The following is a 23,249-nucleotide window of genomic DNA, read 5'->3' on the forward strand; positions in this document are numbered from 1 at the left end:
ATGCAATCAGAGCGGCGCGTGCTCTAGCGCGAAGGGATTTTCCAACATGCACATTCTGGTCATCGGCGGCGCCGGCATGGTCGGTCGCAAGCTCATCGAGCGCCTCGCCCGCGACGGCCGCCTCGGCGGCAAGCCCATCACCCGCATCACCGCCCACGACGTGGTGACGCCCAAGCCCCCCGAGGCGCCCTTTCCCATCGACACCCGCGTCTCCGACATCTCCGTGCCCGGCGAGGCGGCGGCGCTGGTGGCGGACCGGCCGGACGTGATCCTGCATCTCGCCGCCATCGTCTCCGGCGAGGCGGAAGCGGATTTCGAGAAGGGCTACCGCATTAATCTCGACGGCACGCGCCATTTGTTCGACGCGGTGCGGGTGATGGAGGGCTATACGCCCCGCCTCGTCTTCACCTCATCCATCGCGGTGTTCGGCGCGCCGTTCCCGGAGGCGATCCCGGACGAGTATTTCCACACGCCGCTCACTTCCTATGGCACGCAGAAGGCCATGGGCGAGCTGCTGCTGGCGGACTACACCCGGCGCGGCTTCTTCGACGGCATCGGCATCCGCCTGCCCACCATCTGCGTGCGGCCGGGCCTGCCCAACAAGGCCGCCTCCGGCTTCTTCTCCGGCATCATCCGCGAGCCGCTTGCGGGGCAGGAGGCGATCCTGCCCGTGTCGGAAGACGTGATGCACTGGCACGCCTCGCCGCGCTCGGCGGTGGGCTTCCTCATCCATGCCGCGACCCTCGACGGCGCCAGCGTCGGCACCCGCCGCAACCTCACCATGCCCGGCCTCGCCGTGACGGTGGGCGAGCAGATCGAGGCGCTGCGCAAGGTGGCCGGCGACAAGGCGGTGGCGCGCATCAAAAAGGTGCCCGATCCGGTGATCGAGACCATCGTCTCCGGCTGGCCGCGCAAGTTCGACGCCGCGCGCGCGACCGCGCTCGGCTTCAAGGCGGAAGGCTCCTTCGAGGAGATCATCCGCATCCATATCGAGGACGAACTCGGCGGCAAGATCGCCGACTGAGGACGGCGTTGCGCGCGGGCGGTTCTAGCCCGCGCGGCGCTTGAGCGAAAGCCGTGAAAAGCTCCCGCGCGGCGCCTGAGCCAAGGCGCCGCAAAGCCCTAGGCGGCGACCCCGGAGAGGCGGAGCGCGATGCGCTCCTCCAGCCGCGCGATGGCGGCGCCGATGTCCGGCAGCAGGCGGCGATAGGCGGTGCGGCGGGCCGGCGCGGGCAGGCTGCGGACGACTTCCGCGAGGCCCCAGGTCTCCAGCCGCAACAGGCCGAGGAAGGGCTGGCGACGGATGGCCCTGCGGCTCGCCTCGCCCAGCGCCACCACCACATCGAGGCGCGGCGCGCCGGAGAGCAGAAACACCCCGGCCGGTTTCGCGGAAAGCCCGTCGGCGGGGATGCTCTCCGCCTCCAGCGCGGCGACGAGGGCCGGATCGACCTGGCCCGGCGTGGCGGCGGCAGCGCTGAACGGGCGCAGATCGGGATGACGATGGAGCGCCACGGCTTCCGCCATCAGGCTGAGCGCCCCGTTGTCGGGGCACAGGAAGAGCACGGTCGGACGGCCGGGCATGCGAACCCCTTCATTTATAACGGGAATCGGTAAGCATCGCGCCCCCGCGCCCGCTGCTGATTCGGCACCCTAGACCGATGGTGGGACGAGGGTGTGACACCCCGGTGAGGGCCGCCGGAGGCTGATCGCTGGCGCGCTGGAACGTCCTGATAAGACTGGCGTTAACCATTCCGAAAATTTTCCGGGGGATGGATCACATGCTGGCGAACGTCGTGATTCGACACGGAATTCGCGCCGGCGCGTAGAATTTCGGAGAAGAGTCATGGCCAAGAAGCCGGAAGTCACCAGTGACGAAGTGAGCAGCCTCGCCGCGAAGGCCCTTCGCGATCCGGGCAGCCTCACCCACGCGGAGATCAAGTCCCTCGCGGCTTCCGCTCTGACCCAGTCCCCCGACAAGCCCAAGCCCGCAGCCAAGTCCGCTGCTGCGAAGACTGCCCCTGCGAAGGCGGCGGCTCCCAAGACTGCCGCTTCCAAGGCCGCCGCTCCCAAGGCCCCTGCCAAGGCGGCGGCTCCCAAGACTGTGGCTCCCAAGGCTGTGGCTCCCAAGGCGGCTACGCCCAAGGCTGCCGCGCCGAAGGCGACCGTGGTGAAGGCCGCGGCTCCGAAGGCGGCCAAGCCGGCGGCGGCGAAGGAAGCAGCGCCGAAGGCAGTGGCGGAGACCCCGGCCAAGGCGGCGAAGGCGAAGGCTGCGCCCAAGGCCGCAGCTCCCAAGTCTGCTGCTCCGAAGGTTGCCGCTCCCAAGGCCGCGCCCGAGGCCAAGGCTGTCGAGACGAAGGCCCCGGCCGCCAAGCCGGCGGCCCCGAAGGCGACGAAGGCTGCCGCTCCCAAGGCCGCCGCGCCGAAGGCTCCGAAGGCCGCCCCCGCCCCCAAGACTGAGGCGCCCAAGGCGGCTGCACCCAAGACTGATGCTCCCAAGGCCCCCGCCCCGAAGGCCGCCCGTGCCAAGGCCGCGGCGGTGAAGACGGCTCCCGCCCCCAAGGCTCCGGCCAAGGCGCCCGCGAAGGCCGCCGCCAAGCCGGCCCGCGCCAAGAAGGCCTGAGAGCCGGTCCTCAACTGAGGTCGCAGAAACAGGAACGCCGCCGCCGGGCATCCCCGGCGGCGGCGTTCTTTTGTTGAAGGTCCGGCAGGATCAGGGGGTGAGGACGCCCGTGCTGCCCAGGTTGAAGATCTGGACGCGCCGGTTGATGGCGGCTTCCGGATGCTTCACGTCCTGCAGGTTTTCCTCACCGAGGCCCACGGCCTGAAGCCGGCGCGGGTCCACGCGGAAGGTGGTGGCGAGCGCCTGCATCACCGCGTCGGCGCGCTCCTGGCTGAGCTTGAGATTATGCTCGCGCGTTCCGGTAGTGTCGGTGTTGCCCACCACCAGGAACTTGTAGCCGAGCAGGGTCGGGTTATGCATGGCATCGGCGATGGAGCCGAGCGTGCGGTAGGACGACGGCTTGATCATCGCGGAGTTGAGATCGAACTCGATCTCCACGTTGATCTGCGCCAGCTGGTCGAGCTGGACGGCCAGCGGCGGGCGGCTCTCGGGCGGGCCGGTATACTTCATGTGCGCGACGGCGAGGCCGCGCAGGGCCTCGGCCGAGACGTTCGGCACATCGGCGACGCTGGCCTGAAGGCCCTGAACGATCTGGGCGTTGGAGGTGGCGACCTGGGCCGAGGCCGGCGCGGCGAGGAGCACCGGCGCCAGCAGCGCGGCGGACAGCAGCAGGGCGGAACGCATCTGGAATTTCATCTGTCCCTCCCCCTTCACTGCTGATTGTAGCCGGCGTTGATGAGGGCACTCGTGCAGGCCTGGCTCACCACCTTGGAGGCTTCAAGCAGGCACGAGACGATGTTGCCGTCGCCGGGCACCATGCCGGGGCAATATTGCGCGCGGTCACGGTCGCAGACCTTGTAGACCTCGCGCTGCGCGGCGGCCCGCGCCTCGGTCATCTGGCGGATGCCCTCGTGGTTGGCGGCGCAGGCGGGGGAAAGGCGTCCCACATTCTGGCTGAGGCAGTTGTAGATGGCGCCGTTGCCCAGGTTCTGGCCGCGGCAGAGCTTCATGATGTCCTCGCCGCAATGCTGCGCCAGAAGGCCGGCGGCCTGCGCGTAACTCATGGTCTGCGCCTGGGCGCTGCCGGCGGCGCCTGCCGCGCCGAGCGCCATCAGGGCCGCGAAGGCCAATCCTCGAAGTTTCATATGTCCCCCCATAGCCCGGATTCGCGAGCTGAGGGGGAATTGACCACTCCGCCTCCCGCTTGGTCAACCAACCGGGGGCGCGGGCGTGGCGTGCTCAGGATGCCCGACGGTAAGTGCCTGCCTCGATCTCGTCGCCGGACGCCCCGACGAGGCCGAGGGGATCGGCGGCGAGCTCCAGATCGGGGGCGAGGTCACGGGCGGGCTCGACCTCCACCGGCGCGGCCTCGCGGCGCGGCGCGAGCGCGAGGTGGATGGTGAGCGCCATCACCGCCATGGCGGGCACCAGGATGGTCATGGCCAGCAGCGGCGAGGGCAGCAGCGCCGAGATGGACGTACCGATGAACCCGCTGCCGATCTGCAGGAAGCCGGTCAGCGCGGAGGCGGCGCCGGCGATGGAGCCGAAGCGGGCCAGCGCATTGGTGGTGCAGCCGGGCAGAAGCAGCGCGCAGCCGCAGGCCCAGAAGGAGATGGGCAGCATCACGCTCAGGGTCGAGAGCGCCACCACATGCGGGCCCACCGCCATGGCGATAGCGCCGGTGAGCACCAGCAGCAGGCCGGGCAGGATGAGCTGCTGCGCCTTGAATCGGTTGAGCAGCGGGCGGGCGATGAGGGTACCTAACATGAAGGCGCCAGTCTGCATCATCATGGCGACGCCGAATTGCGTGGGCGAGAGCCCCACCCGGTCGATGAGCACGAAGGGCAGCGCCGCCGCCAGCGTGTAGATGCCGCCCAGTGCCGATCCCGCGGTGAGCGCGGCGCGCATGAAGCCGCGGTCGGTGAGGAGGCGCCGGTAGCTTCGCGCGACGGCGCGGGGGGCGGCGAGGCGACGGTCCGGCGTGCGGTTGGTCTCCGGCACCCGCAGTACCAGGACCAGCATGAGGCTGAGCCCGAACACGGTCATGGCGACAAACACCGAATGCCAGCCGAAGGTGCCGAGCAGCAAGCCGCCGATGGTGGGCGAGACGGCGGGGCCGATGGCGAGAATGGTGCCGATGAGGTTCATCACCCGCGCCGAGGCCTGCCCGGTATATTGGTCGCGCACCAGCGCGCGGGACAGAGCGATGCCCGCCGCCGCGCCGATGCCCTGCAGGATGCGCCCGGCCACCAGCCAGCCGATGGTGGGCGCCAGCATGGCGACCACCGCGCCGGACAAATAGATGCCGAAGAAGCCGAGCGCCACCGGCCGCCGACCATAGGCGTCCGACAGGGGGCCGCAGACAAGCTGGGACACGGCGAAGCCGAAGAAGAAGACGGTGAGGGTAAGCTTCACTGTGGCAATCGACGTGCCGAACACCTCCACCAGCGTCGGCAAGGCCGGGGTGTAGAGGGAGAGGCTGACCGGGCCGAGCATGACCATCATGCCGCCGATGATCGACACCTCACGCTCGGTCATGAGCGGCGCGGGGGGGATCACCGCCGGAGATGGCGCCCTCACCGCCGCGCCTCCTTGAGCCGGGCCTCGCGCGCGCTCTCGCGGCCCGCGCAGTCGCGGGCGAGGTTGCCGCGGATGCGGTCGAGGAACTCACGCAACTGCGCGCGCTCCTCATCCGAAAACCCGCGGGTCGCCTCCTCGCGCGCCCGCGCCGCCGCCTGCTCGATCCCGTCCAGATAAGGGCGGGCCGCATCCGTGAGCGCGACGATCTTGGCCCGACGGTCGGTCGGGTCCGCCTCGCGCACCACCAGCCCCAGCGCCTCGAGGCGGTCCAGGAATCCCACCAGCGTCATGGGCTCCACGCTCATCTTCTCCGCGAGCGCCGACTGGCGCAGGCCGGGATTGATGTTGATGTGCGCGAGCGCCCGCGCCTCGCCGATGGTGAGGCCGAGGCCTGCACCGTCGAAGGCGCGGTCGATGCGGGCGCGATAGAGCCGCGCGGAATCCACGAGCAGGAAGCCGAGCGGCGGCGTGGTAGCAGGCGTGGGCGATCTCATAAGTGTCATATATAATAAGCTCCCCTTACTAACAACCCTATAGCCTCCTGATGCACGTCATTGCGTGCCCGGCCCGACGCGCTATGTGTGGAGCGACATCCCTCAGGGAGATTTGCGATGCCCTGGTCCCTGACCATCGGCCGTCTCGGCGAGACCGCCATCCGCATCCACGTGACCTTTCTCCTGTTCCTGGTGTGGATCTGGGCGGCCTATTACCGGTCCGGCGGGTCGCAGGCGGCGTGGGAGGGCGTGCTGTTCGTGGCGCTCCTGTTCTTCTGTGTGCTGCTGCACGAGCTGGGGCACGTCTTCGCCGCCCGCCGCTACGGGGTGAAGACGCCGGACATCACGCTCTGGCCGTTCGGCGGCATCGCCAATCTGGAGCGCATCCCGGAGAAGCCCTCGCAGGAGCTGGTGGTGGCCATCGCCGGGCCGGCGGTGAATGTGGTGATCGCGCTCGTGCTGCTGGCGGTGCTGAGCTTTACCTTGGCCGGCGGCGACCTCAAGGCGGAGGATCTGGCGAAGATCGAGGACCCGCGGACCTCCATGCTGGTCAAGCTCGCGGGGGCCAATATCTTCCTCGTGCTGTTCAACCTCATCCCGGCCTTCCCGATGGACGGCGGACGGGTGCTGCGCGCGCTGCTCGCCATGAAGATGGGCTTTGCCCGCGCCACCGCGCTTGCCGCCTCCATCGGCCAGGGCCTCGCCATCGGCCTCGGGCTGCTGGGCATCTTCACCAATCCGATGCTGATGATCATCGGCGTCTTCGTCTTCCTCGCCGCTTCCGGCGAGGCCGGGCAGGTGCAGCTGAGGGAAGCCTCGCGCGGGCATATCGTGGCGGACGCCATGATCACGCATTTTGAGACGCTCGGCCCGCAAGCCACGGTGGACGACGCGGCGGAGGCGCTCATCCGCTCCACCCAGAAGGAGTTCCCGGTGGTGGACGGCGCCGGCCACCTGCGCGGCGTGCTCACCCGCGACGCCATGATCCGGGCGCTCAAGGACCAGGGGCCGTCAACGCCCGTCATCGACGTGATGCAGCACGACATCCCGACTGTCGAGGCGCGCTCCAAGCTCGATGCGGCGCTGAAACTCATCACCAGCGCCCAGGTCCCCGCCGTCGGCGTCCTCGACACCGCCGGAGGGCGGCTGGTGGGCCTGCTCACGCCGGAGAATGTGGGCGAACTGATGATGATTCATGTGGCCCGAGACGCCAGAGCGGAGCGGGACAAGGGGCTGTCCACCTGATGTCATGAGCGACAGTCGCGAGGGCCTATTGCAGCAGTTCCCGCAATTGCGATTCCCGCGCCACGCGCTCGAACAGCTCGCGTTGGCCTTTCACCTTGTAGCTCGGCTCGCCACCGTCCGCAGGCAGTGCGCGAATGATGCGGTATAGGCCCGTGGGGGACAGAAAATCGCCGGCGAATTCGACGATCTGATCTATTGCGTATTTCCGGGACATGGTCAGCCTCCTACCGTGTCAGCCAGAGCACGAGCAGCACGCAGAAGATCGCGAAGGCGAGCAAGCCGCACAGGGCGGCAATGGATGTGAGCATGGGGTTCCTCGCCTTCGCGACTGAAACGCCATGCAAATCCAAATGGTTCGAATTCTTTTTCGTAATGACGGGATCTGGGCGGCACGAAGCCCGCAAAATCTTGCGCTCTACTTATCCAGCGTGGCAATGAGACGACGCGCAGGTCCGAGGGAATGCAGCGTTGCCGCCGCGGCGCGCGCCGGGAGCAGGTCGGCATCCTGAATCAGGATATCCAGAGGCAGCAGGAGACATGAACTTGGGCCGTGCCATGACCTGATTATTTCAAGCCATGAGAATTGAATATAACGACATACATTTAAAATTGCTCATTGATAATCTCGCATCTGGCGCGCATATTCATTTTGACTACATCGGAATGCCCCCTTACATATGTGGCATGGCTCGGCTGGCGTGGATGCGCGCGTGGAGGTGCGGCCACCGACTGCCGCAGGGCGCCGAACGAACGGCTCACAGAAGGCCCTCCAGAAGGGAGAGCGCGATGCCCGGTAGCCTCTACGAATTCGTGCACCTCAGAAACATCAGAAATTTTGAGAAGAAGATCGAGAGTGAAACGGACCCGGCCGTTCGCAAAGTTCTCGTTCGCCTGCTTGCGGAAGAAAAGGCGGAGCAGCGTCCTTCGCTTCCTCCCAAATCCTAGGCACGCGATCCGCCACCAGACAACGGCGCGGCCCTGTTGCGATTGACGCATTCGACCCGAGGCAACTTTATCTGCTCAGCAGGAAAAATTCATGCAAAGCTTGGCAGCGCTGGAACGGGCGATCAGATTATTTACTTCGATCGAAACGTCCTCCGTATCGGCCGATCGCGTTCTGATCCTATCGATTCTCGGAGACATCATCGCCGATTCGGATGCGTTTCGAATTCGCGATGGTCTCTCGTTGCGCCCCGTGACCCTTCAAAACGCCGGGTTTGTGCTGGTTTCAAATAACAACTGAAAACCCAGATCAGAATCACCATCTGCCTCTTCCTTCGGCGGAGGCCGATGTGAACCGAGCGGCTACCCCGCAGTGCCGCTCGGTTCATCCAATCCGTGTGGCAACCGGGGAGCCGCGACAGCGATTGTCCCAGGGCGGGAATGCGGTTCGGGCGCGGAACCCGCGCCAGCGGCTGGCGCCCGGCCTCACACCGAGCGCATCAGGCCGCCGTCCACCTTCAAATTCTGGCCGGTGATGTAGCCGGCGCCCTCGGAGGCGAGGAAGGCCACCGTGGCGGCGATCTCGGCGCTGGTGCCATAGCGGCCCATGGGCACGCCGGCGCGGCGCTCGTCGGTCTGCGGCAGGCTGTCGATCCAGCCCGGGAGCACGTTGTTCATGCGCACATTGTCGGCGGCATAGGTGTCGGCGAAGATCTTGGTGTAGGCGGCAAGCCCCGCGCGGAACACGGCGGAGGTGGGGAACATGGCCGCCGGCTCGAACGCCCAGGCGGTGGAGATGTTGACGATCGCCCCGCTCTTCTGCGCCACCATGACAGGGGTGACGAGCCGCACGGAGCGGATCACATTCATGAGATAAACGTCGAGGCCCTGGTGCCACTGCTCGTCGGTGATGGCGGTGATGGTGTCGCGCGGGCCGTGGCCGGCGCTGTTCACCAGCACGTCGATGCGACCGTAGCGGGCCATCACCTGATCCACGAACCGCGCGATGTCCTCGCTGTTCTGGTTGGAGCCAGTGACGCCGAGGCCGCCCAACTCCGCCGCCAGCGCCTCGCCCTTGCCGGACGAGGAGAGGATGGCGACGGCATAGCCGTCCGCCGCGAGGCGCCGCGCGCACGCCGCGCCCATGCCCGATCCGCCCGCAGTGACGACGGCGACCTTGACCTCTGCCATGTCGATCTTCTCCCTTTGGCGCATATCGCGCGCGCTCCCGACCGGAATGGCAGAAACAGCCACGTATAGGAAGGTCCTTCCGGCGAAGTGTCTGGTCTAACGTCCAAGTCTCCTTTATAGCCACGCTGGTTGCACTGCGAAGAGGAGCTGCTCGTGCGTGACCATGGGGTGTATCGCGGGCAGAATGCTGGCGCGGTGGAAGGTAAGCGCATCCTGCTGAGCGTGCTCGGCGTTTGCTTCTTCCTTTCCGCATGCGGCGAGGCGCAGAAACCGCAGGCGCAGGAGCCTCGGCCGGTGCGCACGGTCGTCGCCACCAACCGCGCGGCGAGCGACACGTTGAGCCTCACCGGCGTGGTGGAGGCGCAGAACGAGGCCACCTACGGCTTCCGCATTTCCGGCCGCATCATCGACCGGCTGGTGAATGTGGGCGATCGCGTCACCGCCGGCCAGGTGCTCGCCCGCCTCGATCCGCAGGACGAGCAGAACGCGCTGCGCTCGGCGCAGGCGGCGCTCGGCGCGGCCAATGCCAACCTCACCCAGACCCGCAACCAGTATGAGCGCCAGCGCCAGCTCCTCGCCCGCGGATTCACGCCGCGCGCCCAGTATGAGCAGGCCGAGCAGGCGTTTCTGAACGCCCGCGCGCAGGTGGACGACGCGGAAGCGCGCCTGCAGATGGCCGAGGACCGCCTCGGCTTCACCGAGCTGAAGGCCGACAGCGCCGGCGTCGTCACCCAGCGCCGGGCCGAGCCGGGCGAGGTGGTGCAAGCCGGCCAGCCGGTGATCGAGGTGGCGCGCCAGGACGGCCGCGACGCGGTGTTCGACGTGCCCGCCGCGCTGCTGTCCGGCATCCCCGGCGATCCCGAAGTGACGGTGGCCCTCGCCACCGATCCCGCCATCACCGCCACCGGCCGCGTGCGCGAGGTGGCCCCGCAGGCCGATCCGGTGACCCGCACCTTCCGCGTCCGCGTCGGCCTCAACAATCCGCCGGAGGCGCTGCGCCTCGGCACCACGGTGGTCGGCCGGGTGATGGTGGATCGCGGGCCGGTGGTGGAAATCCCGGCCAGCGCCCTCACCCGCCTCAACGACAAGCCCGCCGTGTGGGTGGTGGACCCCAAGTCCCAGACGGTGGCGCTGCGCACCATCGAGGTGCTGCGCTTCGGCCCGGCGTCCGTCAGCGTCGGCGAGGGGCTGAAGCCCTCCGAGATTGTGGTGACGGCGGGCGTGCAGGCGCTGCACCCGGGCCAGAAGGTGCGCCTGCTCGCGGCGCCGGCGGGAGCCAGCCTGTGAGCGGCGGCTTCAACCTTTCAGCCTGGGCGCTGAAACACCGCTCCGTCATCCTCTATCTCATGGCCATCTCCGTGGTGGCCGGCGTGATGGCGTTCCGCAACCTCGGCCGGGCGGAAGACCCCACCTTCGTCATCAAGACCATGGTGGTGCAGGCCAACTGGCCTGGCGCCACGCTGGAGGAGACGTTTCGGCAGGTCACCGAGCGGCTGGAGCGCAAGCTTCAGGAGACGCCGCAGCTCAACTTCCTGGAGAGCTACACCAAGCCCGGCGTCACCACCGTGTTCGTGAACCTGAAGGGCTCGGCCACAGCCGCCGAGGTGCCGGACATCTGGTACCATGTGAGGAAAAGCATCGCCGACATCCGCCACACCCTGCCGCAGGGCATCGTGGGGCCGTTCTTCAACGACGAGTTCGGCGACACCTTCGGCATCATCTACGGCTTCACGGCGGACGGCTTCTCCCATCGCGAATTGCGCGACTATGTGGAGGAGGCTCGCTCCGAGCTGCTGCATGTGCCGGACGTGTCGAAGATCGAGATCCTCGGCGCGCAGGACGAGCGCATCTTCATCGAATTCTCCATGGCCGAGCTGGCAAGCCTCGGCATCGACCGGCAGGCGGTACTCTCGGCGCTGGCGGCGCAGAACATCGTGCGCCCCTCCGGCGAGATCCAGACCGGCAAGGAGAACATATCCATCCGCGTTTCCGGCGCCTTCGCCTCGGAAGCCGACATCGCCAACGTGAATCTGGCGGTGAACGGACGCCTCATCCGCCTCGCCGACATCGCCACCATCCGCCGCGGCTTCGCCGATCCGCCCCAGCCCATGTTCCGGGTGAACGGCAAGGATGCCATCGGCCTCGCCATCGCCATGCGCGACGGCGGCGACATCCTCGCCATGGGCGCCAACATCGACCGCGCCATGACGCGCATCCTCGCCAACATGCCGGTGGGCATCGACGCGACTTTGGTGGCCGATCAGGCGGTGACGGTGAAGAGCGCCATCTCCGAGTTCATGGAGAGCCTGTGGCAGGCGGTGGGCATCATCCTCGTGGTGTCGTTCATCGCGCTCGGGGTCAGGGCCGGCGCCATCGTGGCGCTCGCCATCCCGCTCACGCTGGCCATCGTCTTCGCGCTGATGCAGCTCGCGCATATCGACATGCAGCGCATCTCGCTGGGCGCCCTCATCATCGCGCTGGCGCTGATGGTGGACGACGCCATGACCACCACCGACGCGACGCTGACCCGCCTCGCGGCCGGCGACGATCCGCCCACCGCCGCCTCCTACGCCTTCAAGGCCTATGCGGCGGCGATGCTGGCGGGCACGCTGGTGACGGTGGCAGGCTTCGTGCCGGTGGGCTTCGCCGCCTCCTCGGCGGGCGAGTACACCTTCACCTTGTTCGCGGTGGTGGGCATCGCCCTTCTCGTCTCGTGGATCGTGGCGGTGCTGTTCGCGCCGCTGCTTCAGGTGCTCATCCTGCGCCCGCCGGCGAAGGACAAGATCCCCGATCCCGACGCGCCGCCGAAAGGCGTGATGGGGATGTACCGCGCCTTCCTCATCCTCTGCCTGCGCCTGCGCTGGGTGACGCTCGCCGTCACCGCCGGCCTGTTCGTGCTGTCGGTGCTGGCGCTGCCGCTGATCCCGCGGCAGTTCTTCCCCTCCTCCGACCGGCCCGAGCTGCTGGTGGACCTCGCCTCGCCGCAGAACGCCTCCATCTACGCCTCGCAGAGCGTCGCCGAGGCGTTCGACAAGGTGCTGGCCAATGATCCGGACGTGGCCCGCTGGTCCACCTATGTGGGTCGCGGCGCCATCCGCTTCTACCTGCCCCTCGATGTGCAGCTGCCGAACGACTTCTTCGCCCAAAGCGTGATCGTGGCGCAGGACGTGGCCGCCCGCGAGCGCCTGCGCGCCAAGCTGGAAAAGGTGCTCGCCACCGATTTCCCGCAGCTCGTCGCGCGTATCGCGCCGCTGGAGCTGGGGCCGCCCGTGGGCTGGCCGGTGCAGTATCGCGTCTCCGGCCCGGACATCGAGAAGGTGCGCGCCATCGCCTTCGACCTCGCCAAGGTGATGGCCGAGAACCCGCAGGTGGAGACGGTCAATTACAACTGGATCGAGCCGGCGCGGCAGGTCTCCATCCGCGTGGACCAGGACGAGGCCCGGCTGCTGGGCCTCTCCACCGCGCAGCTCGCCGGCGTGCTCAACACCGTGCTTTCCGGCCAGCCGGTGACGCAGGTGCGCGACGACATCTACCTCGTCAACGTGGTGGCCCGCGCCACCGACGAGGAGCGGGTGTCGCTGGCCTCCCTCGCCACACTGCAGGTGCCGCTGCCCAACGGGCGCACCGTGCCCCTCTCGCAGATCGCCACCTTCGAGTACGGGCAGGACTATCCCGCCATCTGGCGGCGCGACCGGGTGCCCACCCTCACCGTCCAGTCGGACGTGAAGCGCGGCGTGCTGCCCGAGAGCGTGGTGGAAAAGCTCGATCCGAGGATCGAGTCCCTGCGCCGCACCCTGCCCGCCGGTTACGCCATCACAGCGGGCGGCACGGTGGAGGAGAGCGCGACCTCGCTCGCCTCGGTGGTGGCAGTGGTGCCGGTGATGCTGTTCCTCATGTTCACCGTGCTGATGTTCGAGTTGAAGAGCTTCCAGCGGCTCGTCATCGTGCTGTCGGTGGCGCCGCTGGGCCTCATAGGCGTGGTGGCGGCGCTGCTCGCCTCCGGCCGGCCGCTGGGCTTCGTCGCCATCCTCGGCGTGCTGGCGCTCATCGGCATGATCACGAAGAACGCGGTCATCCTCATCGGCCAGATCGAGGCGGACCGCGCGGCGGGCAAGACTGTGTGGGATGCGGTGGTCTCCGCCTCCTCCATGCGCTTCCGGCCCATCATGCTCACCGCGGTCTCCACCGTGCTGGGCATGATCCCCATCGCGCCCACCGTGTTCTGGGGGCCCATGGCCTTCGCGATCATGGGCGGATTGCTGGTGGGCACGCTGCTCACCCTCATCTTCCTGCCGGCGCTCTATGTGGCGTGGTTCGGACCCGACACCGGGCCGGAGCGCGTTGCGGGCGCGGGAAAGACAGCGCCGATCAAGACGCAGCCGGCCTGACCGGCACGCGGATGGCGGGCCTGCCCCGCCGCCGCCAAGGATCAAGAACACAGACGACCCGAGGATCGCCCGCCACGCCAAACGGCGACAGGCCCGCACCAGATGCGGCCTGCTTGTGAATGAGGTCTCAGATGGAACGGGAACCGGTACTCGTCGATCTCGCCCTGCAGGGCGGCGGCTCCCACGGGGCCTTCACCTGGGGGGTGCTCGACCGGCTCCTCGACGAACGCTGGCTCGAGATCGAGGGCGTCTCCGGCACCTCGGCCGGCGCCATGAACGCCGCCGTGCTGGCGGACGGCTTCGCCGCCGGCGGACGCGAGGGCGCGAAGATCGCGCTTGAGAGCTACTGGACCCACGTCTCCGAAGCGGCGCGCTTCAGCCCGTTCAAGCGCTCGCCCTTCGACAAGATGCTCGGCCGCTGGTCCATGGACACCGCGCCGGGCTTCATGATGATGGATTTCATGACGCGGATGTTCTCGCCCTACCAGTACAATCCCCTGGGCGGGAACGCGCTTGCGCCGATCCTGGAAAAGCAGATCGACTTCGAGCGGCTGCGCTCCTCACCGATCAAGGTGTTCATCACCGCCACCAACGTCCGCACCGGCCGTCCGCGCGTGTTCCGCAACGCCGAGATCACCCCGGACGTGCTGATGGCCTCCGCCTGCCTGCCCACGCTGTTCCAGGCGGTGGAGATCGACGGCGAGGCCTATTGGGACGGCGGCTATTCCGGCAACCCGACGCTGGCACCGCTGGTGAGCGAGCTGAAATCCGACGACACCATCCTCGTGCCCATCAACCCGCTGGAGCGGCCGGGCACGCCCAAGACTCCGGCGGAAATCCTCAACCGCCTCAACGAGGTGTCGTTCAATTCGGTGGCGATCAAGGAACTCTACATGATGGCGCTGCTCCAGCGCCACGTACACGAGCTTTCCGGCGACTCGGAAGCCTGCAACTGGGCGCGGATGCGGGTGCATGTGGTGCGCAACCCCATCATGAACGAGCTGGGCTTCTCCTCGAAGCTCAATGCCGAATGGGACTTCCTCACCTGGCTGCGCGACGAGGGACGCAAGGCCGCCGACCTCTTCCTCACCGAGCACGCCCACGACATCGGCAAGGCCTCCACCGTCAATTTCGACCAGCTGATGGCGGAGCTCTGATCCATGGGTCTCATCGGCATTCTGGTCGGCCTCGCCGTCCTCATCTTCCTGGCCTTCCGCGGCTCCTCCATCCTCATCCTCGCGCCCATCGCCGGCCTGATCGCGGCCGCCTTCTCCGGCGAGCCGTTGCTGGCAAGCTGGACGCAGACCTTCATGCGCAACGCGGCGGATTTCGTCGCGCAATTCTTCCCGCTGTTCCTGCTGGGGGCAGTATTCGGCAAGCTGATGGAGGATTCCGGCTCGGTCACCTCCATCGCCAACTACATGACGGAAAAGCTCGGCCCCAGCCGCGCCATCCTCGCGGTGGTGCTGGCCGGCGCCATCGTCACCTATGGCGGCGTGTCGCTGTTCGTCGCCTTTTTCGTGCTCGCGCCCATGGGCGTCGCCCTGTTCCGCGCAGCCGGCGTGCCCCGGCGCCTGATGCCGGCGGCCATCGCGCTCGGCACCTCCACCTTCACCATGTCGGCCATGCCCGGCACGCCCTCCATCCAGAACGCCATCCCCATGCCCTTCTTCGGCACCACGCCGTTCGCGGCGCCGGGGCTCGGCATCATCGCCTCGATCATCATGCTGGGCTTCGGCATGTGGTGGCTGAAGCGGCGGGAGAATGCGGCGCGTGCCGCCGGTGAGGGCTTCGGCTCGCTCATCGCCGCGCCGGATGAAAGCGCGGACCTCGCGGCGGACGACCCCATCGTGCGCGAGCGCGCCTCCACGGCCGGCCCGTTCGACCCCTCCGAGATCCATTCCAGCGATGAATCCCCCCGCGCGCCGCCGATCCTGCTGGCGGCGCTGCCCATCGTGGTGGTGATCGTCGTCAACCTCCTCATGTCCTTCGTGGTGCTGCCGCGCATGGACGTGAGCTTCCTCGCCGATCCCCAGTGGGGCGGCGTGACGCTCTCGGCGGTGGGTGGCGTGTGGTCGGTGATCGTGGCGCTGGCGGCGGCCATCGTCACCTGCATCATCATCAACTTCACCAGCGTGCCGGAGCTGCGCGCCACCATGACCGCGGGCGCCAACGCCTCGGTGCTGCCCATCCTGTCGGTGGCGAGCCTCGTGGGCTTCGGTGCCATCGTCGCGGCGCTGCCCGCCTTCACGGATGTGCGCAACTTCGTGCTGGGCATCGAGGGCGGGCCGCTGGTGTCGCTGGCGGTGGCCACCAACATCCTCGCCGCCCTCACCGGCTCGGCCTCCGGCGGCCTCACCATCGCCCTCGACGCGCTGGGGCCGACCTACATGAAGATCGCCCACGAGATCGGCATGGACCCGTCCCTCATGCACCGCGTCGCCGTCATCGGCTCCGGCACGCTGGACAGCCTGCCCCACAACGGCGCAGTGGTGACGCTGCTCTCCGTGTGCGGCGTGACCCACAAGGAAGGCTACCTCGACATCGTGATGGCCGCCGTGGTGGGCGCCCTCATCGCGCTGGCCGTGGTGATCGGGCTCGGCACGCTGGTGGGCAGCTTCTGAGCGGAAGGGAACGAAGCGATGCGCAAGGCGATCGTACGGCTGGTGACGCTGAGCCGCTGGGCCATGGTGCCGCTGTTCGCGGGGCTCTCGGTGGCGCTCGCCTTGCTCGTCGTCGCCTTCCTTCTGGAACTCGTGCGCTTCGCCATCGCCCTGCCGAGCATGAACGAGACGCACGTCATCATGGGCATCCTCACCCTCATCGACCTTGCCCTGGTAGGCGGGCTGCTGGTGGTGGTGATCTCCTCGGGCTACGAGAACTTCGTCGAGAAGATCGACCGCGCCGACACGCCCTCCTCGCCGGTCTGGATGACGCGCATCTCCTTCTCGGGACTGAAGCTGAAGCTGTTCGCCTCGCTCATGGCCATCACCGGCATCACGCTCCTGAAGGCGCTGATGCGGCTGGAGACGGACGTGAGCGAAGCCCAGGTGAGATGGCTGGTGGTCGCCAACATCATCTTCGTCGCCGCCTACGCCGTGCTGGCGCTGACCGACCGCTTCCACCCCTCCTCGCGCGAGGATTGACGGGGCGATCCCACCGCGCGGAGCGGCCCCACACCTACCCTATCGTCAAGTCCCAGCCGCGGCAAAGGCGCGCGATCTCTGGACTGGCGCGGCAAAATCGCTAATTTCGCGCCGCCGCCGGGCCGCATCCGCCACCCGGCAACCACCATTTCAAGCCGAACCTCATTTGCGGCAGCTCATTTCCGCGCGGGTTCGCCTGTTGATCGCCGAAGGACGTCGCGCCCCGTGACCCAAAACGCCCCCCAGCTTTCCCTGTCCCGCGACAAGATCAAGGTGCTGCTCCTCGAAGGCGTCAATGACAGCGCCGTCGAGATGATGCTCGCCGCCGGCTACACCAACCTCACCCGCCTGCCCAAGGCGCTGGACGGCGAGGCGCTGAAGGAGGCGCTGAAGGGCGTCTACCTGCTCGGCATCCGCTCGCGCACGCAGATCACCGCCGACGTGCTGGAGGCGGCGGACCGGCTCATCGCCATCGGCTGCTTCAGCGTCGGCACCAACCAGGTGGACATCGACGCCACCCGCATCGCCGGCATCCCGGTGTTCAACGCCCCCTTCTCCAACACCCGCAGCGTGGCGGAGCTGGTGATCGGCGAGATCGTGATGCTGCTGCGCCGCATCCCCAACCGCTCCGCCGCCGCCCATGAGGGCCTGTGGGACAAGTCGGCCACCGACAGCCACGAGGTGCGCGGCAAGACGCTGGGCATCATCGGCTACGGCAATATCGGCTCGCAGCTCTCCAACCTCGCCGAGGCGATGGGCATGCGGGTGATCTATTACGATCACACCGACAAGCTCCGCCACGGCAACACCGAGCCGGTGGCGACCATGGCCGAGGTGCTCTCCCAGAGCGACGTGGTGAGCCTGCATGTGCCGGAGACCCCCGCCACCCACGGCCTGATCGGCCGCGACGAGATCGCCGCCATGAAGAAGGGCGCCTATCTCATCAACAACAGCCGCGGCACGGTGGTGGACCTCGACGCCCTCGCCGACGCGCTGAAGGAAGGCCGGCTGCGCGGCGCGGCGGTGGACGTGTTCCCCGTGGAGCCCAGCGCCAACGGCCAGAAGTTCGTCTCCCCGCTGCAGGGCCTGCCCAACGTGATCCTCACGCCGCATATCGGCGGCTCCACCGAGGAGGCGCAGGAGCGCATCGGCGCCGAGGTGGCCCGCAAGCTGCTCGACTACAGCGACACCGGCTCCACCATGGGCGCGGTGAACTTCCCGCAGGTGCAGCTGCCCGCGCGCCCCACCGGCACCCGCTTCATCCAGGTGCAGCGCAATTTGCCGGGCATGCTCGGCCGCCTCAACGAGGTGCTGGCCCGCCACGCGGTCAACATCGCCGCCCAGTATTACGAGACCAATGCCGACATCGGCTATGTGGTGCTCGATGCGGACGCCTCCGCCGTGGACAGCCAGGCCATCCTTGGCGAGATCCGCGCCCTGGAAGGGACCATCCGCGCCCGCCTGCTCTACGAATACAAGGCCTGAGCCCGGAACCAACGACAAAAGACCCGCCGGCCGCGCCGACGGGTCTTCGATCCGGAAAGATGTTTCGCGCGGTCAGAACTTGTAGTTCACGCCGGCCTTGAAGGTCTGGATCTTGCTGTCGACCGAGCCCGCACCGATGGTGCCGTTGACCGTGTCGAGGACGGCATAATTGTAGTTGCCGAGATCCACGTAGAGATATTCGGCCTTCACCGTCCAGTTGTTCGTCACCGCGAACTCACCGCCGGCGCCGACCGTCCACCCCCAGGTGGTGGCCGCGCTGGAGGCGTTGACGATGCCCGTCGGATTGGTGACCGTGGCCTCGAAGACGCTGCGGCCATAGGCGGCGCCGCCCGTCACATAAGGCAGAAAGCGGTCGATGGCATAGCCGAGGCGCGCCCGGACCGTGCCGAAATAGCTGAGCGACGGCCCCGCGGTGAAATTGCCCACGGTGCCGGAGCTGTCCAGCGTCGCCAGCTCGCCCTTGATTCCGGACCATTGCAGGTCGGTCTCGACGCCCAGCACCACATTGTTGGCGAACTGGTAGTTGTAGCCGACCTGGCCGCCGGCGAAGAAACCGGAGGAATTCAGTGAGGCCTGGTCATAGCTGGTGAAGACGCCGCCATTGGAGGTGACCCCGGTGGCGGTGGGCTGGCCGCCGCCATAGCCCACGTTTCCGCCGATATAGAAGCCGGTCCAGGAGAAGACCTTCGTCGGAACGGCCTTCACCGGATACTTCATGGCGAGGTCCGCGGCGCCGGCCGTGACAGGAAGGGCAGCGAGGGCGGCGGCGCCGAGGAGGGGGAGGAGGTGACGATGCATGGCTCGGGTTCCGAACGAAAATAGACTGCTCATGCGCTGCGCGCCGGCCTATGGAGCCGACGGGAAAGCACTGCGGAATCCGGCGCGGTATCAGTGCGAAACCAGATCTCGTCCCGCGACATCTTCGCGAAGACCTGGAATGCCTTGCGGCCCGCCCTGCACTGAACGCTGATCCGAATGAGGGGATTTTTCCCCATCATGGTTAAAAATGACCTAAGCGGAGCTGCGCGGTGGGCGAAATCTGTCCGTCTTTCGTCTCAGGCGTGTGAATACATGCGCCGGCCCGGCACCGGCAGATCGGCGGTGAGGATGGTGCCGGTCTTCGATTCGGTGATGAAGAGCGTCCGGTTGTCCGGCCCGCCAAAGGCGCAATTGGTGGTGAGGTGCCCCTCCGGCGACCGGATGCGCAGCACCGGCTCGCCGAGCGCGCTGAACAGCCAGACCGAGCCGAGGCCCATGTGGCAGACGACGAGGTTGTCCTCCTCGTCGATGGCCAGACCGTCCGGCCCGCCGCCGCCCGAGAGCTGGATGAAGGTGCCCACCTTGCTCGCCGTGCCGTCGCGCATCAGCGGCACGCGCCATATGGCGTTGGCCCGCGTCACCGCGAGGAAGAGCACGGTCTCGGTCTTGTTGAGCACGAGGCCGTTGGGGCTGGGAATGCCCTTCAGCACGCAGTCGAGCCGCCCGTCTGTCCGCAGGCGATAGAGGCAACCGGACGGGTCGTGCAGGCCGGTCTGGCCCTGGTCGGTGAAATAGAGATCGCCATTGCTGGCGAAGATCAGGTCGTTCACGCCCTTGAAGCGCTGGAGCATCGCCCGTTCGAGATAGGGCTCCACCCGCCCGGTCGCGGGATCGAACAACATGATCCCGTGCCGGTGGTCGGTGATGAAGCCGCGCCCGTCCTTGTGGAACTTCAGGCCGTTGGGCTCGCCGTCATATTCCGCCTCGACGCTGACCTTGCCCAGCGGCGTCACCTTGATGATCCGTCCCCACGGGATGTCCACGACCCACAGATTGCCCTCGCGATCGAAGGAGGGGCCTTCAAGGAAGGTGGTCAGCGGCACGCCGCCGAACTGGACCTCGCTCCACTCGGAGCGGCGGCCCTCGATCCTGAGGGCATCGGGCATCACCACGAACGGGCGGGCGACCACGGCGGGCGGGGCGGCGTACATGCGTTTCCTCCTCGCGCGTCCGGCTGCGGGCGCACCGGCAGCCACTCGCCTCTGCGGGCGGTCGCGCGCTTGAGCTTTGCCTTCGGTTCTACACGCCAGGAGGGCCGGCGTGTAGCCGGATGAACGGCCGTATCCGTGTTGCCCGGGCACGCCAGCACCGCCGCCCGCACCGCCGAATGTCCCTTGCCAGCGGGCCGGTTTGCCTGCGTTCATACGGCCACGCTTGGCCGGATCAACGGCACGGCGACAGGGGGGATCGTCCATGGATTTCAGGCGTTCGGAACCAGGCGTCTTCCACGCCTTCGCACTGGGCCTCGCGGCAGCCCTCGCTTTGTCGGCGCCGGTGCAGGCCGCTGAAAACCTCGACCTCTATCTCGAAGGCGTGCGCGCCAAATACGGCCTGCCGGCTCTGGCCGCCGCCGTCACCCGCTCGGGCGAGATCATCGCGGCGGGGGCCGTGGGCAAGCGCGCCATCGGCCTCGACATCCCGGTGACGGTGGAGGACCGCTTCCATCTCGGCTCCGACACCAAGGCCTTCACCGCCACCGTCGCCGGAACGCTGGTGGAGGAAGGCAAGATCAAGTGGACGAGCACGCTCGGCGAGGTGCTGGGCGGCAAGGTGAAGGACATGGACCCGAAGCTCGCGGCGGTGACGCTGGAGCAGCTTCTCTCCCACACAAGCGGCATCCCCTCCGACAACGAGGAGATCGTCGGCATCTATTTCAATCCGGTGGGCTTCGAGAAAACCACCACCGCCTTGCGCCTCGACGCGCTGGAGCGCTGGAAGAAGCACGCCCCGGAGGTGCCCAAGACCGGCTCGCCATTCCAGTATTCCAACCTCGGCTACATCTTCGCCGGCGCCATGCTTGAAGAGGCTTCCGGCAAGCCGTGGGAGCGCCTGGTGGAGGAGCGCATCTATGCGCCGCTCGGCCTGAAGAGCGCCGGCTTCGGCCCGCAGGCCACCTTCGGCAAGTATGACGCGCCCATCGGCCACATGCTCGACGACAAGGGCAACGCCACGCCCATGGCCTGGGGGCCGTCGGCGGATATTCCGCCCGTGGTTGGCCCGGCCGGCATCGGCCACATGTCGGTGCTGGACTTCGCCCGCTGGGGCGACTGGAACGCGGGCCAGGGCAAGCGCGGCCCGCACATCGTCTCGCCGGAGACGCTGGCCGTCATCCACAAACCCCACGTCACCACCCCGCCGTTCAAGGACCCGCCCCCCGGCACCCCCTCCACCGGCGACTACGCCTTCGGCTGGGGCGTCGTGAAGCTCGACTGGACCAAGACGCCGGTGCTCACCCACAACGGCTCCAACAGCATGAACTTCGCCAAGATCCTGGTGGAGCCGGCGAGCGACATGTCGGTGGAGGCCGTCACCAACTATCCCGGCCAGAAGGCCGAGGCCGCCACCACCGAAGTGCTGAAGCACCTCTACGGGCAGTTCGCCCCGAAGTGAGGGTATGGGGCGCCCCGTTCCCCGGACAAGCGACGGCGCAACCGGAGCGCTGATCCGGGGTCCAGAGCAGGGCTCCCACGCAGCGTCATCGCCCGGCTTGTCCGGGCGATCCACGGTTGGGCCGTGTCGATCTTTCGGTCGTAGCTCACGCGGCTCGGTGGATCGCCCGGACAAGCCGGGCGATGACAAACGGATAGGATTGTGCCGGACCCGCCGGCGCCGCATGCCTCCGAGACGCTCCCACGCCGCCCCCTACCTCCCCTGCCCCTTGATCTCGATCAACGCTCTTCAGCCGGCTAAGGCCCATGTTTTCACGCGGTTTTTCAGCCGCGGATGGCGCGCGCCTCGGCGCCGAAGGAGCACAGCATGGCGAGCAACGACGACCTCCCGCCCGCGGCCGGCACCGACGCCATTCCCGCCGAGATGGAGCGCTCGCTGGCCGAGGAGCGCCAGCTGGCGGCGCAGGAGGCGGAACTGTCCGCCGTCGCCGCCTTGTCGGCCTCCCTTCAAGAGGCCCAGCCCACCACGGCGGCGGGCGTGGACGACGTGAAGGCCGGCATCGCCGCCATCCTCGCCGGCGCCTCGCCCGACGACGCCGTGCGGCTGCGCAAGTCGCTGGGCATGCCCAAGCCCACGGGCCATCCGCGCGTGACCAGCGACGAACTCTCCGACGACTGGCGCACCGGCGGCTATCCCTTCAAGTACAAGATGCTGCGGCGGGACTACGAGCAGCAGAAGTTCATCCTCCAGACCGAGCTTCTCAAGCTCCAGTCGTGGGTGAAGGATTCCCGCCAGCGGGTCATCATCCTGTTCGAGGGGCGCGACGCCGCCGGCAAGGGCGGCGCCATCAAGCGCTTCATGGAGCATCTCAACCCTCGCGGCGCGCGGGTTGTGGCGCTGGAGAAGCCGAGCGAGGTGGAACGCGGCCAGTGGTATTTCCAGCGCTACGTGGAACACCTGCCCACCACCGGCGAGATCGTGATGTTCGACCGCAGCTGGTACAACAGGGCCGGCGTCGAGCGGGTGATGGGCTTCTGCACGGATGACGAATATCGCGAGTTCCTGCGCCAGGCGCCGGAGTTCGAGCGCAATCTGGTGCGCAGCGGCATCCACCTCATCAAGTTCTGGTTCTCGGTGAGCCGGGAGGAGCAGCGCCGCCGCTTCAAGGAGCGCAAGGTGCATCCGCTCAAGCAGTGGAAGCTCTCGCCCGTGGATCTTGCCTCCCTCGACAAGTGGGACGACTACACCCGCGCCAAGGAAGCCATGTTCTTCCACACCGACACGGCGGATTCGCCCTGGACGGTCATCAAGTCCGACGACAAGAAGCGCGCCCGCATCAATGCCATGCGCTACGTGCTGCATTCCCTGCCCTACAAGGACAAGGACCAGAAGCGCATCGGCCCGCTGGAGACGCTGCTGGTGGGCCGCGCCAACACCGTGCACGAGCGCGGCGAGTATGTGATGGGCGGGCGCTAGACCATTTTCAAGCGAAGTGGATTCCGGTTCGCGTGAAGGACATGGGTCGCGTCGAAAACCTGAAGCCTTTCCGGCGAACCGGAATGGCTTCAGGCACACGACGCAACGGCACCCTGCGCCGCGGAATGCGGGGGGCGCCACGGCATGCCGCCGGTGGTGTCGGAATGACTTGTCTCGCCGACGGCATCGACGGTATGTCCTGTGCGGGCGCTGCCTTTTTCGCGCGGCGCCG

Annotated in this window: 22 protein-coding genes; 13 read left to right on the forward strand and 9 right to left on the reverse strand. The window is 67.7% G+C overall.

Features of this window, described 5'->3' with window-relative positions; all coding sequences use genetic code 11:
* Positions 1-46: 46 nt before the first annotated feature.
* Positions 47-1,024 carry a D-erythronate dehydrogenase gene (denD, locus tag XAN126_RS0123160; protein WP_024280935.1) on the forward strand — a complete coding sequence of 326 codons (978 nt, stop codon included), beginning with the start codon at positions 47-49 and terminating at the stop codon, positions 1,022-1,024.
* A 98-nt stretch (positions 1,025-1,122) separates the two neighbouring features.
* Here denD and XAN126_RS27370 read toward each other — a convergent pair whose 3' ends face one another.
* Positions 1,123-1,581, reverse strand: a complete 459-nt coding sequence (locus tag XAN126_RS27370; RefSeq protein ID WP_024280936.1) for a hypothetical protein — start codon at positions 1,579-1,581, stop codon at positions 1,123-1,125.
* A 262-nt stretch (positions 1,582-1,843) separates the two neighbouring features.
* Between XAN126_RS27370 and XAN126_RS26640 the strand changes: the two genes are divergently transcribed.
* The gene (locus XAN126_RS26640) at positions 1,844-2,620 is read left to right on the forward strand and encodes a histone H1 (protein WP_155982387.1); all 777 of its coding nucleotides are present in this window, start codon (positions 1,844-1,846) and stop codon (positions 2,618-2,620) included.
* Positions 2,621-2,710: 90 nt separating this feature from the next.
* Here the strand turns inward: XAN126_RS26640 and XAN126_RS0123175 are convergent, their stop codons facing one another.
* The 4 genes from XAN126_RS0123175 to XAN126_RS0123190 form a co-directional block, all read right to left on the reverse strand.
* Positions 2,711-3,316, reverse strand: a complete 606-nt coding sequence (locus tag XAN126_RS0123175) for an OmpA family protein (RefSeq protein WP_038225366.1) — start codon at positions 3,314-3,316, stop codon at positions 2,711-2,713.
* 14 nt (positions 3,317-3,330) lie between these two features.
* Entirely contained in the window at positions 3,331-3,765 is a 435-nt protein-coding gene (locus tag XAN126_RS0123180; protein ID WP_024280938.1) for a hypothetical protein, read from the reverse strand.
* A gap of 94 nt (positions 3,766-3,859) precedes the next feature.
* Positions 3,860-5,200 (reverse strand): multidrug effflux MFS transporter, encoded by a 1,341-nt coding sequence (locus XAN126_RS0123185; protein WP_029877639.1) that lies wholly within the window; start codon positions 5,198-5,200, stop codon positions 3,860-3,862.
* Positions 5,197-5,703 carry a MarR family transcriptional regulator gene (locus XAN126_RS0123190; protein ID WP_245272325.1) on the reverse strand — a complete coding sequence of 169 codons (507 nt, stop codon included), beginning with the start codon at positions 5,701-5,703 and terminating at the stop codon, positions 5,197-5,199. The genes XAN126_RS0123185 and XAN126_RS0123190 overlap by 4 nt, the downstream gene beginning before the upstream one ends.
* Before the next feature lie 108 nt (positions 5,704-5,811).
* On the opposite strand from XAN126_RS0123190, the gene XAN126_RS0123195 reads away from it, so the two are divergent.
* On the forward strand, positions 5,812-6,939 hold the full coding sequence (locus XAN126_RS0123195; protein WP_024280941.1) for a site-2 protease family protein: 1,128 nt from the start codon (positions 5,812-5,814) through the stop codon (positions 6,937-6,939).
* A gap of 25 nt (positions 6,940-6,964) precedes the next feature.
* Here XAN126_RS0123195 and XAN126_RS0123200 read toward each other — a convergent pair whose 3' ends face one another.
* The gene (locus tag XAN126_RS0123200; protein ID WP_024280942.1) at positions 6,965-7,153 is read right to left on the reverse strand and encodes a hypothetical protein; all 189 of its coding nucleotides are present in this window, start codon (positions 7,151-7,153) and stop codon (positions 6,965-6,967) included.
* Positions 7,154-7,725: 572 nt separating this feature from the next.
* Here XAN126_RS0123200 and XAN126_RS28815 point away from each other — a divergent pair.
* Together XAN126_RS28815 and XAN126_RS28520 are read left to right on the forward strand one after the other, a co-directional pair.
* The gene (locus tag XAN126_RS28815; protein WP_197024085.1) at positions 7,726-7,884 is read left to right on the forward strand and encodes a hypothetical protein; all 159 of its coding nucleotides are present in this window, start codon (positions 7,726-7,728) and stop codon (positions 7,882-7,884) included.
* A 91-nt stretch (positions 7,885-7,975) separates the two neighbouring features.
* Complete coding sequence (locus tag XAN126_RS28520; protein WP_155982388.1) at positions 7,976-8,182, forward strand: hypothetical protein; 207 nt, start codon at positions 7,976-7,978, stop codon at positions 8,180-8,182.
* Between the two features lie 185 nt (positions 8,183-8,367).
* Here XAN126_RS28520 and XAN126_RS0123220 read toward each other — a convergent pair whose 3' ends face one another.
* Complete coding sequence (locus tag XAN126_RS0123220; protein ID WP_024280943.1) at positions 8,368-9,072, reverse strand: SDR family oxidoreductase; 705 nt, start codon at positions 9,070-9,072, stop codon at positions 8,368-8,370.
* A gap of 153 nt (positions 9,073-9,225) precedes the next feature.
* Here XAN126_RS0123220 and XAN126_RS0123225 point away from each other — a divergent pair, with 153 nt between their 5' ends.
* The 6 genes from XAN126_RS0123225 (at position 9,226) to serA (ending at position 18,091) form a co-directional block, all read left to right on the forward strand.
* Complete coding sequence (locus XAN126_RS0123225; RefSeq protein WP_245272326.1) at positions 9,226-10,359, forward strand: efflux RND transporter periplasmic adaptor subunit; 1,134 nt, start codon at positions 9,226-9,228, stop codon at positions 10,357-10,359.
* On the forward strand, positions 10,356-13,460 hold the full coding sequence (locus XAN126_RS0123230) for an efflux RND transporter permease subunit (RefSeq protein ID WP_024280945.1): 3,105 nt from the start codon (positions 10,356-10,358) through the stop codon (positions 13,458-13,460). The genes XAN126_RS0123225 and XAN126_RS0123230 overlap by 4 nt, the downstream gene beginning before the upstream one ends.
* Before the next feature lie 131 nt (positions 13,461-13,591).
* A complete protein-coding gene (locus tag XAN126_RS0123235; RefSeq protein WP_024280946.1) occupies positions 13,592-14,617 on the forward strand; it encodes a patatin-like phospholipase family protein in 1,026 nt (341 codons plus the stop codon).
* Between the two features lie 3 nt (positions 14,618-14,620).
* The gene (locus tag XAN126_RS0123240) at positions 14,621-16,084 is read left to right on the forward strand and encodes a GntP family permease (RefSeq protein ID WP_024280947.1); all 1,464 of its coding nucleotides are present in this window, start codon (positions 14,621-14,623) and stop codon (positions 16,082-16,084) included.
* An 18-nt stretch (positions 16,085-16,102) separates the two neighbouring features.
* The gene (locus tag XAN126_RS0123245; RefSeq protein ID WP_024280948.1) at positions 16,103-16,606 is read left to right on the forward strand and encodes a YqhA family protein; all 504 of its coding nucleotides are present in this window, start codon (positions 16,103-16,105) and stop codon (positions 16,604-16,606) included.
* A gap of 225 nt (positions 16,607-16,831) precedes the next feature.
* A complete protein-coding gene (serA, locus tag XAN126_RS0123250; protein ID WP_024280949.1) occupies positions 16,832-18,091 on the forward strand; it encodes a phosphoglycerate dehydrogenase in 1,260 nt (419 codons plus the stop codon).
* 72 nt (positions 18,092-18,163) lie between these two features.
* Here serA and XAN126_RS0123255 read toward each other — a convergent pair whose 3' ends face one another.
* Together XAN126_RS0123255 and XAN126_RS0123260 are read right to left on the reverse strand one after the other, a co-directional pair.
* Positions 18,164-18,910 (reverse strand): outer membrane protein, encoded by a 747-nt coding sequence (locus tag XAN126_RS0123255; RefSeq protein WP_024280950.1) that lies wholly within the window; start codon positions 18,908-18,910, stop codon positions 18,164-18,166.
* Between the two features lie 257 nt (positions 18,911-19,167).
* Positions 19,168-20,082, reverse strand: coding sequence for an SMP-30/gluconolactonase/LRE family protein (locus XAN126_RS0123260; protein WP_024280951.1), 915 nt, complete (start codon positions 20,080-20,082; stop codon positions 19,168-19,170).
* A 262-nt stretch (positions 20,083-20,344) separates the two neighbouring features.
* On the opposite strand from XAN126_RS0123260, the gene XAN126_RS0123265 reads away from it, so the two are divergent.
* Together XAN126_RS0123265 and ppk2 are read left to right on the forward strand one after the other, a co-directional pair.
* On the forward strand, positions 20,345-21,541 hold the full coding sequence (locus XAN126_RS0123265) for a serine hydrolase domain-containing protein (RefSeq protein WP_024280952.1): 1,197 nt from the start codon (positions 20,345-20,347) through the stop codon (positions 21,539-21,541).
* A 366-nt stretch (positions 21,542-21,907) separates the two neighbouring features.
* Positions 21,908-23,017 carry a polyphosphate kinase 2 gene (gene ppk2 / locus XAN126_RS0123270; protein ID WP_024280953.1) on the forward strand — a complete coding sequence of 370 codons (1,110 nt, stop codon included), beginning with the start codon at positions 21,908-21,910 and terminating at the stop codon, positions 23,015-23,017.
* Positions 23,018-23,249: the final 232 nt, after the last annotated feature.

It is taken from the genome of Xanthobacter sp. 126, assembly GCF_000526175.1.
Taxonomy (GTDB): domain Bacteria; phylum Pseudomonadota; class Alphaproteobacteria; order Rhizobiales; family Xanthobacteraceae; genus Xanthobacter; species Xanthobacter aminoxidans.

Coding starts and splice junctions, on each gene's coding strand:
- denD (WP_024280935.1), top strand. CDS start 47: ATGCACATTCTGGTCATCGGCGGCGCCGGCATGGTCGGTCGCAAGCTC.
- XAN126_RS27370 (WP_024280936.1), bottom strand. CDS start 1,581: ATGCCCGGCCGTCCGACCGTGCTCTTCCTGTGCCCCGACAACGGGGCG.
- XAN126_RS26640 (WP_155982387.1), top strand. CDS start 1,844: ATGGCCAAGAAGCCGGAAGTCACCAGTGACGAAGTGAGCAGCCTCGCC.
- XAN126_RS0123175 (WP_038225366.1), bottom strand. CDS start 3,316: ATGAAATTCCAGATGCGTTCCGCCCTGCTGCTGTCCGCCGCGCTGCTG.
- XAN126_RS0123180 (WP_024280938.1), bottom strand. CDS start 3,765: ATGAAACTTCGAGGATTGGCCTTCGCGGCCCTGATGGCGCTCGGCGCG.
- XAN126_RS0123190 (WP_245272325.1), bottom strand. CDS start 5,703: ATGACACTTATGAGATCGCCCACGCCTGCTACCACGCCGCCGCTCGGC.
- XAN126_RS0123195 (WP_024280941.1), top strand. CDS start 5,812: ATGCCCTGGTCCCTGACCATCGGCCGTCTCGGCGAGACCGCCATCCGC.
- XAN126_RS0123200 (WP_024280942.1), bottom strand. CDS start 7,153: ATGTCCCGGAAATACGCAATAGATCAGATCGTCGAATTCGCCGGCGAT.
- XAN126_RS28815 (WP_197024085.1), top strand. CDS start 7,726: ATGCCCGGTAGCCTCTACGAATTCGTGCACCTCAGAAACATCAGAAAT.
- XAN126_RS28520 (WP_155982388.1), top strand. CDS start 7,976: ATGCAAAGCTTGGCAGCGCTGGAACGGGCGATCAGATTATTTACTTCG.
- XAN126_RS0123220 (WP_024280943.1), bottom strand. CDS start 9,072: ATGGCAGAGGTCAAGGTCGCCGTCGTCACTGCGGGCGGATCGGGCATG.
- XAN126_RS0123235 (WP_024280946.1), top strand. CDS start 13,592: ATGGAACGGGAACCGGTACTCGTCGATCTCGCCCTGCAGGGCGGCGGC.
- XAN126_RS0123240 (WP_024280947.1), top strand. CDS start 14,621: ATGGGTCTCATCGGCATTCTGGTCGGCCTCGCCGTCCTCATCTTCCTG.
- XAN126_RS0123245 (WP_024280948.1), top strand. CDS start 16,103: ATGCGCAAGGCGATCGTACGGCTGGTGACGCTGAGCCGCTGGGCCATG.
- XAN126_RS0123255 (WP_024280950.1), bottom strand. CDS start 18,910: ATGCATCGTCACCTCCTCCCCCTCCTCGGCGCCGCCGCCCTCGCTGCC.
- XAN126_RS0123260 (WP_024280951.1), bottom strand. CDS start 20,082: ATGTACGCCGCCCCGCCCGCCGTGGTCGCCCGCCCGTTCGTGGTGATG.
- XAN126_RS0123265 (WP_024280952.1), top strand. CDS start 20,345: ATGGATTTCAGGCGTTCGGAACCAGGCGTCTTCCACGCCTTCGCACTG.
- ppk2 (WP_024280953.1), top strand. CDS start 21,908: ATGGCGAGCAACGACGACCTCCCGCCCGCGGCCGGCACCGACGCCATT.